14 protein-coding genes, 8 tRNA genes and 1 rRNA gene are annotated in these 14,472 nt (G+C 45.1%); all 23 read left to right on the top strand.

From position 1 onward, the window contains the following. The 23 genes from hpt (at position 1) to GCA01S_RS12205 (ending at position 14,170) form a co-directional block, all read left to right on the top strand. A complete protein-coding gene (gene hpt, locus GCA01S_RS12315; RefSeq protein WP_017434491.1) occupies positions 1–546 on the top strand; it encodes a hypoxanthine phosphoribosyltransferase in 546 nt (181 codons plus the stop codon). A 96-nt stretch (positions 547–642) separates the two neighbouring features. Next, positions 643–2,559, top strand: a complete 1,917-nt coding sequence (ftsH, locus tag GCA01S_RS12310; protein WP_017434492.1) for an ATP-dependent zinc metalloprotease FtsH — start codon at positions 643–645, stop codon at positions 2,557–2,559. 98 nt (positions 2,560–2,657) lie between these two features. Further along, positions 2,658–3,434 carry a type III pantothenate kinase gene (locus tag GCA01S_RS12305; RefSeq protein WP_026078399.1) on the top strand — a complete coding sequence of 259 codons (777 nt, stop codon included), beginning with the start codon at positions 2,658–2,660 and terminating at the stop codon, positions 3,432–3,434. Positions 3,435–3,448: 14 nt separating this feature from the next. Beyond that, a complete protein-coding gene (gene hslO / locus GCA01S_RS12300; protein WP_017434494.1) occupies positions 3,449–4,339 on the top strand; it encodes an Hsp33 family molecular chaperone HslO in 891 nt (296 codons plus the stop codon). A 95-nt stretch (positions 4,340–4,434) separates the two neighbouring features. Then, a complete protein-coding gene (cysK, locus tag GCA01S_RS12295) occupies positions 4,435–5,361 on the top strand; it encodes a cysteine synthase A (protein WP_042410391.1) in 927 nt (308 codons plus the stop codon). A 116-nt stretch (positions 5,362–5,477) separates the two neighbouring features. Further along, on the top strand, positions 5,478–6,899 hold the full coding sequence (gene trpE, locus GCA01S_RS12290; protein ID WP_042410357.1) for an anthranilate synthase component I: 1,422 nt from the start codon (positions 5,478–5,480) through the stop codon (positions 6,897–6,899). Between the two features lie 7 nt (positions 6,900–6,906). Continuing rightward, positions 6,907–7,485, top strand: coding sequence for an aminodeoxychorismate/anthranilate synthase component II (gene pabA, locus GCA01S_RS12285; RefSeq protein ID WP_042410355.1), 579 nt, complete (start codon positions 6,907–6,909; stop codon positions 7,483–7,485). 4 nt (positions 7,486–7,489) lie between these two features. Further along, positions 7,490–8,368 carry an aminodeoxychorismate lyase gene (pabC, locus tag GCA01S_RS12280; protein WP_017435418.1) on the top strand — a complete coding sequence of 293 codons (879 nt, stop codon included), beginning with the start codon at positions 7,490–7,492 and terminating at the stop codon, positions 8,366–8,368. Continuing rightward, a complete protein-coding gene (gene folP, locus GCA01S_RS12275) occupies positions 8,365–9,219 on the top strand; it encodes a dihydropteroate synthase (protein WP_017435419.1) in 855 nt (284 codons plus the stop codon). The genes pabC and folP overlap by 4 nt, the downstream gene beginning before the upstream one ends. Continuing rightward, positions 9,212–9,571: a dihydroneopterin aldolase gene (folB, locus tag GCA01S_RS12270; RefSeq protein WP_026078485.1), complete on the top strand. Its 360-nt coding sequence runs from the start codon at positions 9,212–9,214 to the stop codon at positions 9,569–9,571. The genes folP and folB overlap by 8 nt, the downstream gene beginning before the upstream one ends. After that, complete coding sequence (gene folK, locus GCA01S_RS12265; protein WP_017435421.1) at positions 9,572–10,099, top strand: 2-amino-4-hydroxy-6-hydroxymethyldihydropteridine diphosphokinase; 528 nt, start codon at positions 9,572–9,574, stop codon at positions 10,097–10,099. It abuts the gene before it with no gap. Next, entirely contained in the window at positions 10,051–10,272 is a 222-nt protein-coding gene (locus tag GCA01S_RS12260; RefSeq protein ID WP_017435422.1) for a helix-turn-helix domain-containing protein, read from the top strand. The genes folK and GCA01S_RS12260 overlap by 49 nt, the downstream gene beginning before the upstream one ends. A gap of 16 nt (positions 10,273–10,288) precedes the next feature. Beyond that, on the top strand, positions 10,289–11,290 hold the full coding sequence (gene dusB, locus GCA01S_RS12255) for a tRNA dihydrouridine synthase DusB (RefSeq protein ID WP_017435423.1): 1,002 nt from the start codon (positions 10,289–10,291) through the stop codon (positions 11,288–11,290). 88 nt (positions 11,291–11,378) lie between these two features. Beyond that, positions 11,379–12,863, top strand: coding sequence for a lysine--tRNA ligase (gene lysS, locus GCA01S_RS12250; protein ID WP_017435424.1), 1,485 nt, complete (start codon positions 11,379–11,381; stop codon positions 12,861–12,863). 360 nt (positions 12,864–13,223) lie between these two features. Beyond that, positions 13,224–13,340, top strand: a 5S ribosomal RNA gene (gene rrf / locus GCA01S_RS12245). Between the two features lie 9 nt (positions 13,341–13,349). After that, a tRNA-Val gene (locus GCA01S_RS12240) sits at positions 13,350–13,425 on the top strand. Positions 13,426–13,574: 149 nt separating this feature from the next. Next, positions 13,575–13,650: transfer RNA gene (locus GCA01S_RS12235), tRNA-Lys, on the top strand. Between the two features lie 4 nt (positions 13,651–13,654). Continuing rightward, positions 13,655–13,739 (top strand) — tRNA-Leu (locus tag GCA01S_RS12230). A 22-nt stretch (positions 13,740–13,761) separates the two neighbouring features. Continuing rightward, positions 13,762–13,836, top strand: a tRNA-Gly gene (locus GCA01S_RS12225). A gap of 6 nt (positions 13,837–13,842) precedes the next feature. Continuing rightward, positions 13,843–13,928: transfer RNA gene (locus GCA01S_RS12220), tRNA-Leu, on the top strand. A 3-nt stretch (positions 13,929–13,931) separates the two neighbouring features. Then, positions 13,932–14,008: transfer RNA gene (locus tag GCA01S_RS12215), tRNA-Arg, on the top strand. Positions 14,009–14,011: 3 nt separating this feature from the next. Next, a tRNA-Pro gene (locus tag GCA01S_RS12210) sits at positions 14,012–14,085 on the top strand. Positions 14,086–14,097: 12 nt separating this feature from the next. Next, positions 14,098–14,170, top strand: a tRNA-Ala gene (locus GCA01S_RS12205). Positions 14,171–14,472: the final 302 nt, after the last annotated feature.

Here is a 14,472-nt window from a genome sequence, read left to right as displayed (position 1 = left end):
ATGGGGATGAAAGACGATATTCAAAAAATACTGATTACCGAAGAGCAAATTCAAGAAAAAGTAAAGGAGTTAGGCAAAATTTTGACGGAAGAGTATGATGGGCGGTTTCCGTTGGCGGTCGGCGTACTAAAAGGAGCCATGCCGTTTATGGCTGATTTGCTAAAGCATATTGATACATATTTAGAAATGGATTTTATGGATGTGTCTAGTTACGGGAATGCGACTGTATCGTCCGGTGAAGTGAAAATTTTAAAGGATTTAAATACATCGGTGGAAGGAAGGGACATTTTAATTATTGAGGATATTATCGACAGTGGCTTGACGTTAAGTTATTTAGTCGACCTGTTCCGTTACCGCAAGGCAAACTCGATTAAAATTGTGACGCTGCTAGACAAACCTTCCGGACGAAAAGCGGACATTCAAGCGGATTACGCTGGGTTTATTGTTCCAGATGAATTTGTTGTCGGCTACGGTTTGGATTATTGCGAAAAATACCGCAACCTTCCTTTTATCGGGGTGTTGAAGCCGGAAGTGTATAATAAATAAAATTGCTTTTTTCGGCTGCTAGCGAATCGTTTGTATTTATACAAATTTCTATGATAGTATTGAGTATAGTGTGTTTCATATGGGAGGAGGCACGAAATGAATCGGATTTTCCGAAATACAATATTTTATCTATTGATCTTTCTCGTTGTCATCGGCGTGGTCAGCTTCTTTAACGGAAGCAACCAGCGGACAGAACCGATGACATACGATGCGTTTATTACCCATTTGGAAAATGGCGATGTGAAATCATTTTCCATGAAGCCGGAGCGCGGCGTATATGAAATTAAAGGGCAGCTTAAGACATACAATGAAGATCAATACTTTTCTACTTATGTCATGAATAGCGATACGGTGTTAAACCGTATTGATGCGGCGGCGAAGCGGACGCGAGTGGAAGTCCTGCCGGCGGATGAAACGAGCGGATGGGTCACCTTCTTTACCTCGATCATCCCATTTGTCATTATTTTTATCTTGTTTTTCTTCTTGCTGAATCAAGCGCAAGGCGGCGGCAGCCGGGTGATGAACTTCGGAAAAAGCCGGGCAAAGCTATATACGGACGATAAAAGAAAAGTTCGTTTCCGTGATGTTGCTGGTGCGGACGAAGAAAAACAAGAACTCGTGGAAATTGTTGAATTTTTAAAAGATCCGCGCAAGTTCGTCGAGCTTGGCGCCCGTATTCCAAAAGGGGTGCTGCTCGTAGGCCCTCCGGGAACAGGGAAAACGTTGCTTGCGCGTGCGGTTGCTGGAGAAGCAGGCGTGCCGTTCTTCTCCATTAGCGGTTCGGATTTCGTGGAAATGTTTGTTGGTGTCGGTGCATCGCGTGTGCGCGATTTGTTTGAAACGGCGAAGAAAAATGCTCCATGTATCATTTTCATTGATGAAATTGATGCGGTCGGTCGTCAACGCGGTGCAGGACTTGGCGGTGGACACGACGAACGCGAACAAACGCTCAACCAATTGCTTGTTGAGATGGATGGTTTTAGCGGCAATGAAGGAATTATCATTATCGCAGCAACCAACCGTCCAGACATTTTAGACCCAGCGCTGCTGCGCCCTGGACGCTTTGACCGGCAAATTACGGTAGATCGCCCAGACGTCAAAGGCCGTGAAGCAGTATTGCGTGTACATGCTCGCAATAAGCCGCTCGATGAATCGGTTGACTTAAAAACGATTGCGATGCGTACACCAGGTTTTTCCGGCGCGGATTTGGAAAACTTGCTGAACGAGGCGGCTCTGGTGGCAGCGCGGCGGAACAAAAAGAAAATTGATATGAGCGATATTGATGAAGCGACGGACCGCGTCATTGCCGGGCCGGCAAAGAAAAGCCGCGTCATTTCCGAAAAAGAGCGCCGCATTGTTGCGTTCCACGAAGCAGGGCATACCGTCATCGGCATGGTGCTTGCTGATGCGGAAATGGTGCATAAAGTAACGATCGTACCACGCGGTCAGGCGGGCGGTTACGCGGTGATGCTTCCAAAAGAAGACCGCTATTTTATGACAAAACAAGAGTTAATGGATAAAATCACCGGCTTGCTAGGCGGACGGGTAGCAGAAGAAATCGTGTTTAATGAAGTCAGCACAGGCGCGCATAACGACTTCCAGCGCGCAACCAATATTGCCCGCCGCATGGTGACGGAATTCGGAATGAGCGAAAAACTCGGTCCGATGCAGTTTGGCCAGCCGAGCGGGCAAGTATTTTTAGGCCGCGATTTGCATAATGAGCAAAATTATAGTGATAAAATTGCTTATGAAATTGATTTAGAAATTCAACGCATTATTAAAGAGTGTTACGAAAAGGCAAAAAGCATTTTAACGCAACATCGCGATAAATTGGATTTAATCGCTACAACACTGTTAGAAGTAGAAACGTTGGATGCCGAACAAATTAAACATTTGTTTGAGCACGGCACATTGCCAAACCGCGATCAAAGTGATGAAGGCAACAACCAAGACAATAAAGACCAAGGCGGTAACAACGACGTCAAAATTAATATTCAAAAGAAAGATGAGTAGAGGTGTCTCTTTTACAGGGACATCTTTTTTTATCCAGAAAAAACAATGTATGATATGATGTAGGAAGTAATAATTTTGTGAAAAGTGGGGATGAGGCAATGATTTTTGTGTTAGATGTTGGCAACACGAATACGGTGCTGGGGGTATATGACGGGGATGAATTAAAACATCATTGGCGCATTGAAACAAGCCGCGGCAAAACTGAAGATGAATACGGAATGACGATCAAGGCGCTATTGAACCATGTCGGTCTTCAGTTTTCCGACATTGATGGCATTATTATTTCTTCCGTTGTTCCACCAATTATGTTTGCGCTGGAGCGCATGTGTTTAAAATATTTTCATATTAAGCCAATCATTGTCGGGCCAGGAATTAAAACGGGTCTAAATATTAAATATGACAATCCAAGGGAAGTAGGCGCCGATCGGATTGTCAATGCGGTTGCCGGCATCCATTTGTATGGCAGCCCGCTCATTATTGTCGATTTCGGTACGGCGACGACGTATTGTTATATTAACGAACATAAACAATATATGGGGGGCGCGATTGCTCCAGGGATTATGATTTCAACGGAGGCGCTGTTTGCGCGGGCGGCGAAATTGCCGCGCATCGAAATCGCCCGTCCTGACGATATTATTGGAAAAAATACGGTTAGTGCGATGCAGGCGGGAATTTTGTATGGCTATGTAGGGCAAGTAGAAGGCATTGTTTCACGGATGAAGGCAAAAAGCCCTGTTCCGCCAAAAGTGATTGCGACAGGAGGATTAGCGTCCTTAATTGCCAGCGAATCGAATGTCATTGATATTGTGGATCCGTTTTTGACGCTAACGGGATTAAAAATTTTGTATGAGAAAAATGTAGATAAAAAACAATGAAAGGTTGAGTTGGTATGGGAGATTACTTAGTGAAAGCATTGGCTTATGACGGGCAAGTAAGAGCGTACGCGGCCCGCACGACAGAAACGGTTGGCGAAGCACAGCGCCGCCACCAAACGTGGCCAACTGCCTCTGCAGCGCTTGGACGGGCGCTTACCGCGGGAGTGATGATGGGAGCGATGTTAAAAGGCGATGAAACATTAACGATTAAAATTGACGGCGGCGGCCCGATCGGCACCATTCTTGTCGACAGCAATGCCAAAGGAGAGGTACGCGGGTATGTCACTAATCCACATGTGCACTTTGAGCTAAACGAACATGGAAAATTAGACGTGGCGAGAGCCGTAGGAAAAAATGGAATGTTAACGGTCGTGAAAGACCTGGGGCTGCGTGATTTCTTTACTGGACAAGTACCAATTATTTCCGGGGAGCTCGGTGAGGATTTTACGTACTATTTCGCTTCTTCGGAACAAGTTCCGTCTTCCGTTGGGGTTGGCGTACTCGTCAATCCAGATCATACGATATTGGCGGCGGGAGGCTTTATTCTTCAACTAATGCCAGGAACGGAAGAAAAGACGATTGATCAGATTGAAAGGCGCTTACAGACTATTCCGCCTGTCTCGAGAATGGTGGAAAGCGGATTGACACCCGAAGAGATTTTGGAAGAACTGCTTGGGAAGGGAAATGTCAAAGTGTTAGAAACGCTTCCGGTCGCGTTTGTTTGCCGCTGTTCACGGGAACGAATTGCCGATGCGTTGATCAGTTTAGGCGCGCAGGAAATTCAAGATATTATCGACAAAGAAGGATACGCCGAAGCGTCATGCCATTTTTGCAATGAAACGTACCACTTCACCAAAGAGGAGCTTAAGCAGCTGAAGCAGCTTGCAGATGCGAAAAAAGCATAAAAAATTTAAAAAGATCAAAATGATTGACAATTAAGCCAATAATTGATACATTGGAAACAAATTCGATAAAATTAATCGGGATTAGAGGTGGAAACATGGCGAGAACAGTAAACTCCATCACGGAATTAATCGGTGATACACCGGCAGTGAAACTAAATCGTATTGTCGATGAAGACAGTGCCGATGTCTATCTAAAACTTGAGTTTATGAACCCAGGAAGCAGCGTCAAAGACCGGATTGCCTTGGCGATGATTGAAGCGGCGGAAAAAGAAGGGAAATTAAAACCAGGCGATACGATTATCGAGCCGACAAGTGGAAACACGGGAATTGGCTTGGCCATGGTTGCCGCCGCAAAAGGCTATAAAGCGATTTTAGTCATGCCAGATACGATGAGTTTAGAGCGCCGCAATTTATTGCGTGCATATGGCGCTGAATTAGTGCTTACGCCGGGAAGCCAAGGGATGCGGGGCGCCATTGAAAAGGCAGAAGAATTAGTCAGAGAACATGGCTATTTTATGCCCCAACAGTTTAAAAATGAGGCTAACCCAGAAATTCACCGCTTAACGACAGGGAAGGAAATTGTTGAACAAATGGGCGATCAATTAGATGCGTTCATTGCCGGCGTCGGTACGGGCGGAACGATTACCGGAGCAGGACAAGTTCTTCGTGAAAAATATCCAAATATTAAAATTTATGCCGTAGAGCCTGCTGATTCACCGGTATTATCGGGTGGAAAACCAGGCCCGCACAAAATTCAAGGAATTGGAGCCGGATTTGTGCCAGACGTTTTAGATACAAACATTTACGATGAAGTCATTACGGTGACAACGGAGGAAGCGTTTGCCGCTGCTCGCCGCGCTGCCCGCGAAGAAGGAATCCTTGGCGGAATTTCTTCTGGTGCTGCCATTCATGCCGCGTTGAAAGTGGCGAAACAACTTGGAAAAGGAAAGAAAGTATTGGCCATTATTCCAAGTAATGGCGAACGCTACTTAAGCACGCCGCTTTACCAATTCGAAGACTAAATCGTCCTATTTCGGCAGGGGGAAAGAAACCCTGTCGAACTTTTTTTATAATGATATGTTGGCCGACTCATTGTACAATAGGTATATAGCGGTAGAAGGCAAGGAGTGATCTTGCTATGGAACAAAAGCGAAAAAGAAAGAGGCGGACAGTTTCTTATGCGTACCGAGACTGGTTCTTGCAATATAAGATGATTGCGCATGAACAGCCGTATCATGTTTTATTAGAAAGCGGTCAAGGCGGACGGTATAGCATCATCGGATTCGCCCCCAATGGCATCATTCGCGCGACGGAAAATCAGCTCCATATTGTTTATCATGGGGAAGAAAAACGGTATGAAGGCAACCCGCTATTATTGTTGAAGCAATGGTTTGCCGGTGTCTCTTTTTCCGCCGCGGATGACGACATTCCTTTTCAGGGCGGGGTAATCGGTTATATCAGCTATGATGGTATGCGATATATTGAAAAAATCCCGTCCTATGCCAAAGACGACTTGCAGCTTCCGTATATGTATTTTTTCATTTTTGACGATGTATTTGTATACGACCATCAAAAGCATCAGCTGCATATGATTGTTCATTACAGGGATGGAGAAGAATTTGAAGCAGAGCGGCGGCTCTCCTTTTATGAGATGTGTTGGCTGCAGGAAAAGAAAGAAGACATTCGTTGGGCATTTCAGACTAAAAAAGTCGATCCCTCGGTTTCGATGACAAAAGAGGAGTTTGTGCAAGCCGTTTGCCGGGTGCAGCAATATATCGCCCAAGGCGACGTATTTCAAGTAAATTTATCGGTGCGCCAATCAAAGCCGCTGTTGGTACATCCATTTCATATTTACGAGCAGCTTCGCGTCATCAATCCATCTCCGTATATGGCGTATATTCATTTTCCAGAGTTTCAAATTGTTAGCGGTTCGCCTGAATTGCTCGTCAAAAAACGGGGAAATGACATTAGCACAAGACCGATTGCCGGAACGCGTTCACGCGGGAAAACAAAAGAAGAAGACGAGCGGATCGCGCAAAAGTTACTGGCCAACGAAAAGGAAATTGCCGAACATGCCATGCTCGTCGATTTAGAGCGCAATGATTTGGGACGTGTATGTCAATACGGTACGGTGAAAGTGGATGAGTGGATGACGATTGAACGATACTCCCATGTGATGCATATCGTTTCGCATGTATCGGGAAAACTCCAACAAGGAAAAGATGCATTTGATGTTATCCAAGCCATGTTTCCTGGCGGCACCATTACTGGTGCACCAAAAGTGCGAACGATGGAAATTATTGAAGAACTCGAGCCGGTACGGCGGGGATTGTATACCGGTTCGATTGGATGGATCGGATTTAATGGAGATATGGAATTCAACATTGCGATTCGCACGATGATCGCGAAAGACGGCATAGCCCATGTGCAAGCAGGAGCTGGAATTGTCATTGATTCGCATCCGGAACATGAATATGAGGAATGTTTGAAAAAGGCGGCAGCCCTTTGGAAAGCGAAAGAGCTGAGCGAAGCAGAGAAACTATATCAGAGCATGAGGTGAGATAGAAATGATTATCATGATTGATAATTATGATTCCTTTACATATAACTTAGTGCAATATTTAGGTGTGCTAGGCGAAGAATTGATCGTGAAACGAAATGACGAGGTGACCATTCAAGAAATAGAGGGGTTAAATCCAGATTTCATTATGATTTCTCCCGGACCTTGCACGCCAAATGAAGCTGGCATCAGCCTCGAAGCGATCGCATATTTCGCTGGGAAAATTCCGATTTTTGGCGTTTGTCTTGGCCATCAAGCGATTGCACAAGCATTTGGCGGAAAAATCGTTCGCGCTGACCGTTTAATGCACGGCAAGACGTCGCAAGTATTCCATGATAGAAAAACGATTTTTAGCGGCATTCCTAGTCCGTTTACCGCTACTCGCTACCATTCCCTTATTGTTGAAAAAGAAACGTTGCCGGATTGCTTCGAGATTTCCGCGTGGACAGAAGAAAACGAAATCATGGCGATTCGTCACAAGACACTGCCAGTGGAAGGAGTGCAGTTTCACCCGGAGTCAATTATGACCAGCCACGGAATGCAGTTGTTGAAAAACTTTATAGAAACATATAAAAGGGTTCGATAGTAACATGTACATATATATCAACGGAGACATCGTCCATAAAGATGAAGCGCGCATTTCACCATTTGATCACGGCTTTTTATATGGGCTTGGCGTATTTGAAACGTTTCGCACCTATGACGGTCATCCGTTTTTGCTCGATGACCATTTGGAGCGGCTAAACGGCAGCTTGCGGGAGATGAATATTGTCAAGGTTTTTACGCGCGATGAAGTGAAAGAAATACTTTACCGATTGCTAGAAGTAAACGGGTTAAGAGATGCCTATGTTCGTTTGAATGTTTCTGCAGGCATTGGCGATATTGGCTTGCAAACGGCTGCTTACGGCGAGCCGACGATTATTATGTATATGAAGCCATTGTCTGCGCCATCCTTTACAAAAGGAAAAGTAGGAATCATTTTAAAAGCAAGACGAAATACCCCGGAGGGAACCGAACGGTTAAAATCGCATCATTATCTCAACAATATTATAGGAAAACGGGAATTGGGCAGCCGCACAGATGCAGAAGGCATTTTTCTGAATGAACAAGGGTATGTTGCCGAGGGAATCGTTTCGAACATTTTTTGGGTAAAAAACGAAACCGTATATACTCCGGCAATTCGTACAGGCATTTTAAATGGTGTCACAAGACAGTTTGTGCTTGCGATGTTGAGGGCGCTAAACATCGCTTATAAGGAAGGGTTTTATCCACTAACGCATCTAAAGCAAGCCGATGAAATCTTTGTGACGAATTCGATTCAGGAAATCGTTCCGATTTATCAAGTCGAGGGCCGCGCCTATGCAGGCGCCGATGGGACCATTACATCATTATTGCAGAAACATTATAGACGCTTTACGCCCTTTTTATGGACAAGACATGAATTGACAGAAAGGATTGGGGATCAATGAGCATAGCGAATGCAGCTCCTTTTGTACTGCGTTGCGGGGATTATGAGTTAGATTTACGTAAAAAAACAATGGTCATGGGAATTGTCAACGTCACACCTGATTCTTTTTCTGACGGCGGACGGTTTTATGATGTCGATCGCGCCGTCGAGCATGCCAAGCGGCTCGTGGCAGACGGAGCTGATATCATTGATATCGGCGGCGAGTCGACTCGTCCGGGAGCGGAAAAAGTATCGTTAGAAGAGGAGTTGCGCCGCGTCATTCCAGTCGTAAAGGCCGTTGCGAAAGAGGTGAAAGTTCCGATTTCCGTTGATACGTATAAAGCGGAAGTCGCCAAACAGGCCATTGAAGCGGGGGCCCATATCATTAACGATGTATGGGGAGCCAAAGCGGATGCCAAAATGGCGGAAGTCGCCGCTTCCTATGATGTTCCAATTATTTTAATGCACAACCGCCATCATTTAGAGTATCAGGATTTAATTTCCGATATGATCGCAGATTTGATGGAAAGCGTTGCGATCGTAAAACGTGCGGGGGTGAAAGACGAAAACATTATTTTAGATCCAGGTATCGGATTTGCGAAAACATTTGAGCATAACCTAGAAATCATGCGCCGTTTAGACGAATTTACCCAGCTCGGATACCCACTGCTGCTTGGAACGTCCCGCAAGCGGTTTATTGGTCGTGTGTTGGACTTGCCAGTTGATGAGCGGGTCGAAGGAACAGGGGCAACGGTATGCCTGGGGATTGTGAAGGGCGCTCATATCGTGCGCGTACATGATGTATTGCCGATTGCGCGAATGGCGAAAATGATGGATGCGATGTTAGGAAAAGGAGTGGAGGGCGATCGATAAAATTTATCTTCAGCGAATGGAGTTTTATGGGTATCATGGTGTTCTTCCGGAAGAAAATGCGCTTGGGCAACGCTTTGTTGTCGATGTCACCTTGGAAACGAATTTACAGAGGGCTGGAAAGAGCGATCGGTTAGAAGATACGATTAATTATGCGGAAGTATACAATATGTGCCGCCAAATTGTTGAGAAAAGAAAGTTCGCGCTGATTGAAGCAGTAGCAGAGGCGATCGCTGGGCAAATTTTATCTTCTTTTCCAACTGTTATTCGCTGTACCGTTAAAGTCACCAAACCAAATCCGCCTATTCCAGGCCATTATGAATCCGTAGCGGTAGAAATCGTAAGGGGTCGTTAGATGGAAAATTATGCGTATATTGCGTTAGGGTCTAATATCGGGAACCGACTATATTATTTGCGGGAAGCAGTCAAAGCATTGGACAACCATGAGCAAATTTCTGTCACTGCTACCTCGTCTATTTACGAGACAGAACCAGTCGGTTACATCAACCAAGATAAGTTTTTAAATATGGTTGTCAAAATTACTACTGCCCTTTCTCCTTTTGCATTGCTTGAGGTGACGCAAAAAATCGAACAAAGATTTGGAAGAAAGAGGGAAATACGCTGGGGACCAAGAACGTTAGACCTTGACATTTTACTATATAATCATGAAAATATTGAAACAGAGCAGCTTATCATTCCACACCCGCGTATGACGGAACGGGCGTTTGTGATGATTCCATTATTAGAAATAAATCATGATATTCATATCCCAAATGTTTCCCAATGCCTGGAAGACTTCATAGATCGACTACCTGACAGAGAAGGAGTTCGTATATGGAAGCAGAAAAATGGGGAAGACGTATTCGCGCTTTTCGGAAGCTAAAAGGATATACACAAGAAAGGTTGGCAAAAGAACTGGGGATTTCCATATCGATACTGGGAGAAATTGAACGAGGAAATCGCTTTCCGTCGGAGCAATTAATCCAACAAATTGCCGAACGGTTAAATATATCTGTAGAGGAGCTGGCTCCGCCGCAGTTAGAGTCGAGAGAATAGGAAAGGAGGTAAACCGATGTTTAAAATCGGCGATGTAGAGATTAAAAACCGTGTCGTTCTTGCCCCAATGGCTGGAGTGTGCAATTCCGCATTTCGCCTTACGGTGAAAGAATTTGGGGCAGGGCTTGTTTGTGCGGAAATGGTAAGCGATAAAGGAATTGTCTATCATAATGAAAAGACGCTAGAAATGTTATATATTGACGAGCGGGAAAAGCCGTTAAGCCTGCAAATTTTTGGTGGGGAAAAAGAAACGCTTGTCAAAGCGGCCAAATTTGTCGACAAAAACACGAATGCCGATATCATTGACATTAATATGGGATGCCCTGTTCCAAAAATTACGAAATGTGATGCAGGGGCGAAATGGCTTTTAGATCCAAATAAAATTTATGATGTGGTTGCCGCCATTGTAGATGCGGTGGAAAAACCGGTAACGGTAAAAATGCGGATCGGCTGGGATGAAAATCATATTTATGCGGTAGAGAATGCCCAAGCCGTCGAACGGGCCGGCGGTAAAGCAGTCGCAGTCCATGGACGAACAAGAGTGCAGATGTACGAAGGAAAAGCAGATTGGAATATCATTAAACAAGTAAAAGAGGCAGTCAACATCCCTGTGATCGGAAACGGCGACGTAAAAACCCCGCAAGATGCAAAACGGATGTTGGAAGAGACAGGGGTTGACGGAGTAATGATTGGACGTGCGGCTCTCGGAAATCCATGGGTCATCTACCGTACAGTCCGTTATCTAGAAACAGGAGAGTTAATTCCAGAACCAACGGCTAGAGAAAAGGTGGATGTATGTCTTTTGCATTTAGACCGTTTAATTGCATTAAAAGGAGAATATATTGCTGTCAAGGAAATGCGCAAACATGCGGCATGGTATTTAAAAGGGGTGCGCGGAGCGGCAAAAATTCGCAACGCGATTAATGAATGCGAAACTCGTGAACAGCTCGCTACTCTATTGCTCAATTTCGTCGAAGAAGTGGAAAACAGACCGAAAACAGATGCACAGGCTGTATAAGAAACGAATGAAACGATTGCAGTGACGACTGCCAGCCTTCGCTGGCAGTATTTTTCATAAAAAACTTGTTAAATGGAGTGAATGGTGTATGAGTCACGAAGAATTAAATGATCAATTACTCGTCCGTAGGGAAAAATTAAAAAAATTGCAGGAAATGGGAGTAGATCCGTTCGGAAAACGGTTTGAACGCACACATAAAGCGCAAGAGCTGTTTGATTTATATGGCGATTTGTCGAAGGAAGAACTTGAGGAGCGGCAAATACAAGTGGCCGTCGCGGGACGGATTATGACAAAACGCGGCAAAGGAAAAGCGGGGTTTGCCCATATCCAAGATGTGACGGGGCAAATTCAAATTTACGTTCGCCAAGATGAGGTCGGCGAAGACCAATACGAGCTTTTTAAAATTTCCGATTTAGGCGATATTATCGGCGTTCGTGGAACAGTATTCAAAACAAAAGTAGGGGAGCTTTCGATTAAAGTATCATCCTACGAATTTTTAACGAAATCGCTGCGTCCGCTTCCAGAGAAATATCATGGCTTAAAAGATATTGAACAGCGCTATCGTCAGCGGTATTTAGACTTAATTATGAATCCAGAAAGCAAAAATACATTTATTACCCGCAGTTTAATTATTCAATCAATGCGGCGCTATTTGGATAACCATGGCTATTTGGAAGTAGAAACGCCAATGATGCATACTGTTGCTGGGGGAGCGGCAGCGCGTCCGTTTATCACCCATCACAATGCACTAGATATGACGTTGTATATGCGAATTGCGATTGAGCTTCATTTGAAACGTTTAATTGTCGGCGGCTTGGAAAAAGTGTATGAAATCGGACGCGTGTTCCGCAATGAAGGCATTTCGACACGGCATAATCCAGAATTTACGATGCTGGAACTATACGAAGCATATGCCGATTTCCGCGATATTATGAAGTTGACAGAAAATCTGATCGCCCATATCGCGCAGGAAGTATTAGGAACGACCAAAATTCAATATGGCGAGCATGTAGTGGATTTAACGCCAGAATGGAAACGGCTTCACATGGTCGATGCGATTAAAGAATACGTAGGGGTTGACTTTTGGAAGCAAATGAGCGATGAGGAAGCGCGGGAATTAGCAAAAGAACACGGTGTAGAAATAGCGCCGCATATGACGTTTGGGCATATTGTCAATGAATTTTTCGAGCAAAAAGTAGAGGACAAGCTCATTCAGCCAACATTTGTTTACGGCCACCCGGTAGAAATCTCGCCGTTAGCGAAGAAAAATCCAGATGACCCACGCTTTACCGATCGTTTTGAGTTGTTTATCGTCGGCCGTGAACACGCAAATGCCTTTACCGAATTAAACGATCCAATCGATCAGCGCCAACGCTTTGAAGCGCAACTAAAAGAACGTGAACAAGGAAATGACGAAGCGCATGAGATGGATGAGGACTTCCTCGAAGCTCTTGAATACGGAATGCCGCCAACAGGCGGTTTAGGGATTGGTGTGGATCGTCTTGTCATGTTGTTAACCAATTCCCAGTCTATCCGTGATGTATTGTTATTCCCGCAAATGCGTCATAAATAGGATGTTCCTTTCCCCTATGGGTGTTTTGCCCATAGGGGAAATGTTTTAAAAATAAATAGTTGACTTTTAAGTATAAATTATATAAAATAATAAATGCTGTTTTCGAAAAAAGAAAGAGGAATCAAGAGTTGACAATAAGATTTTTAGATGATATATTATGAAAGCTGCTTTGAAAGACAGATGACGGTGTATTAAAGGCGAATACAATACATAAGAAACACCTAAAGAAAAAGCTGTCAAATTAAGAGAAGATTTTGCTTTTATGAACAGCAAGAAGCGAGTTTTAGCGAATTTTGATGCAATAAAATAGTTCTTGACAATGTTATCGGTTGAACTATAATAGAATTTGTCTATCACTTGCCTAGTGGCTATAGCGGAGAGGAAACACCCGTTCCCATCCCGAACACGGAAGTTAAGCTCTCCAGCGCTGATGGTAGTTGGGGCCAGCGCCCCTGCGAGAGTAGGTCGTCGCTAGGCAGTTGTTGTGGAGGATTAGCTCAGCTGGGAGAGCACTTGCCTTACAAGCAAGGGGTCGGCGGTTCGATCCCGTCATCCTCCACCATTTTCAATAAATAAAAAACATTAGCTTCGTGGGAAGCGACGAGCTAAACATCCATGAATTCGCTACGAGTTGCCTCGACGCATTCAACATCTTCGAATTCGCTAGTAGAGGAAGAGGTAACGAAAAAACAATGAGTGTCTTCACCACATGAGCCATTAGCTCAGTAGGTAGAGCATCTGACTTTTAATCAGAGGGTCGGAGGTTCGAGTCCTCCATGGCTCACCATCTTGCGGGTGTGGCGGAATTGGCAGACGCGCTAGATTCAGGGTCTAGTGCCCTTTACGGGCGTGGGGGTTCGAGTCCCTTCACCCGCATTCTTTCTTGATAATATTAATTGCGGAAGTAGTTCAGTGGTAGAACACCACCTTGCCAAGGTGGGGGTCGCGGGTTCGAGTCCCGTCTTCCGCTCCATCATTCGCCGGGGTGGCGGAATTGGCAGACGCACAGGACTTAAAATCCTGGGGTAGGTAACTACCGTGCCGGTTCGAGTCCGGCCCTCGGCACGTGCGCTCGTAGCTCAATTGGATAGAGCATCTGACTACGGATCAGAAGGTTAGGGGTTCGAATCCTCTCGAGCGCGCCATAGCGGGAAGTAGCTCAGCTTGGTAGAGCACATGGTTTGGGACCATGGGGTCGCAGGTTCGAATCCTGTCTTCCCGATTTTGGTCATATGGGGCCTTAGCTCAGCTGGGAGAGCGCCTGCTTTGCACGCAGGAGGTCATCGGTTCGATCCCGATAGGCTCCACATTTTAGGTAAGTTCCTTGAAAACTGAACAAAACGAAGCGTCCACATAGAAAAGCTGAAGCGCCGAGATCAGCTCTCGAAGCCAAATGTTCTTCACCCGCAGAAGTGCTTGCACTTCGAGGGGGAAGGTTATTTGGCGCAAGAGAGCTAGGCGCTGAAGCTGGACAATACGAAAAGCGAAGGCGAGCGCCTAACGCCGGAAGGAAAATGTTCTTCCGACGAGACATGCTTGCATGTCGACGGAGGAAGGTTATTTTCCGCAAGGCGTTGCGAGCCGGAGCTGGACAATGCGAAAAGCTGAA

Source organism: Parageobacillus caldoxylosilyticus NBRC 107762, assembly GCF_000632715.1.
Lineage (GTDB): Bacteria > Bacillota > Bacilli > Bacillales > Anoxybacillaceae > Saccharococcus > Saccharococcus caldoxylosilyticus.
The sequence above is the reverse complement of the archived record's forward strand: the minus strand, read 5'-3'. Positions and strand labels throughout refer to the sequence as shown.

Excerpts from the sequence above, each read along its gene's own strand:
- hpt (WP_017434491.1), top strand. The coding sequence starts at position 1 with ATGGGGATGAAAGACGATATTCAAAAAATACTGATTACCGAAGAGCAA.
- ftsH (WP_017434492.1), top strand. The coding sequence starts at position 643 with ATGAATCGGATTTTCCGAAATACAATATTTTATCTATTGATCTTTCTC.
- GCA01S_RS12305 (WP_026078399.1), top strand. The coding sequence starts at position 2,658 with ATGATTTTTGTGTTAGATGTTGGCAACACGAATACGGTGCTGGGGGTA.
- hslO (WP_017434494.1), top strand. The coding sequence starts at position 3,449 with ATGGGAGATTACTTAGTGAAAGCATTGGCTTATGACGGGCAAGTAAGA.
- cysK (WP_042410391.1), top strand. The coding sequence starts at position 4,435 with ATGGCGAGAACAGTAAACTCCATCACGGAATTAATCGGTGATACACCG.
- trpE (WP_042410357.1), top strand. The coding sequence starts at position 5,478 with ATGGAACAAAAGCGAAAAAGAAAGAGGCGGACAGTTTCTTATGCGTAC.
- pabA (WP_042410355.1), top strand. The coding sequence starts at position 6,907 with ATGATTATCATGATTGATAATTATGATTCCTTTACATATAACTTAGTG.
- pabC (WP_017435418.1), top strand. The coding sequence starts at position 7,490 with ATGTACATATATATCAACGGAGACATCGTCCATAAAGATGAAGCGCGC.
- folP (WP_017435419.1), top strand. The coding sequence starts at position 8,365 with ATGAGCATAGCGAATGCAGCTCCTTTTGTACTGCGTTGCGGGGATTAT.
- folK (WP_017435421.1), top strand. The coding sequence starts at position 9,572 with ATGGAAAATTATGCGTATATTGCGTTAGGGTCTAATATCGGGAACCGA.
- GCA01S_RS12260 (WP_017435422.1), top strand. The coding sequence starts at position 10,051 with ATGGAAGCAGAAAAATGGGGAAGACGTATTCGCGCTTTTCGGAAGCTA.
- dusB (WP_017435423.1), top strand. The coding sequence starts at position 10,289 with ATGTTTAAAATCGGCGATGTAGAGATTAAAAACCGTGTCGTTCTTGCC.
- lysS (WP_017435424.1), top strand. The coding sequence starts at position 11,379 with ATGAGTCACGAAGAATTAAATGATCAATTACTCGTCCGTAGGGAAAAA.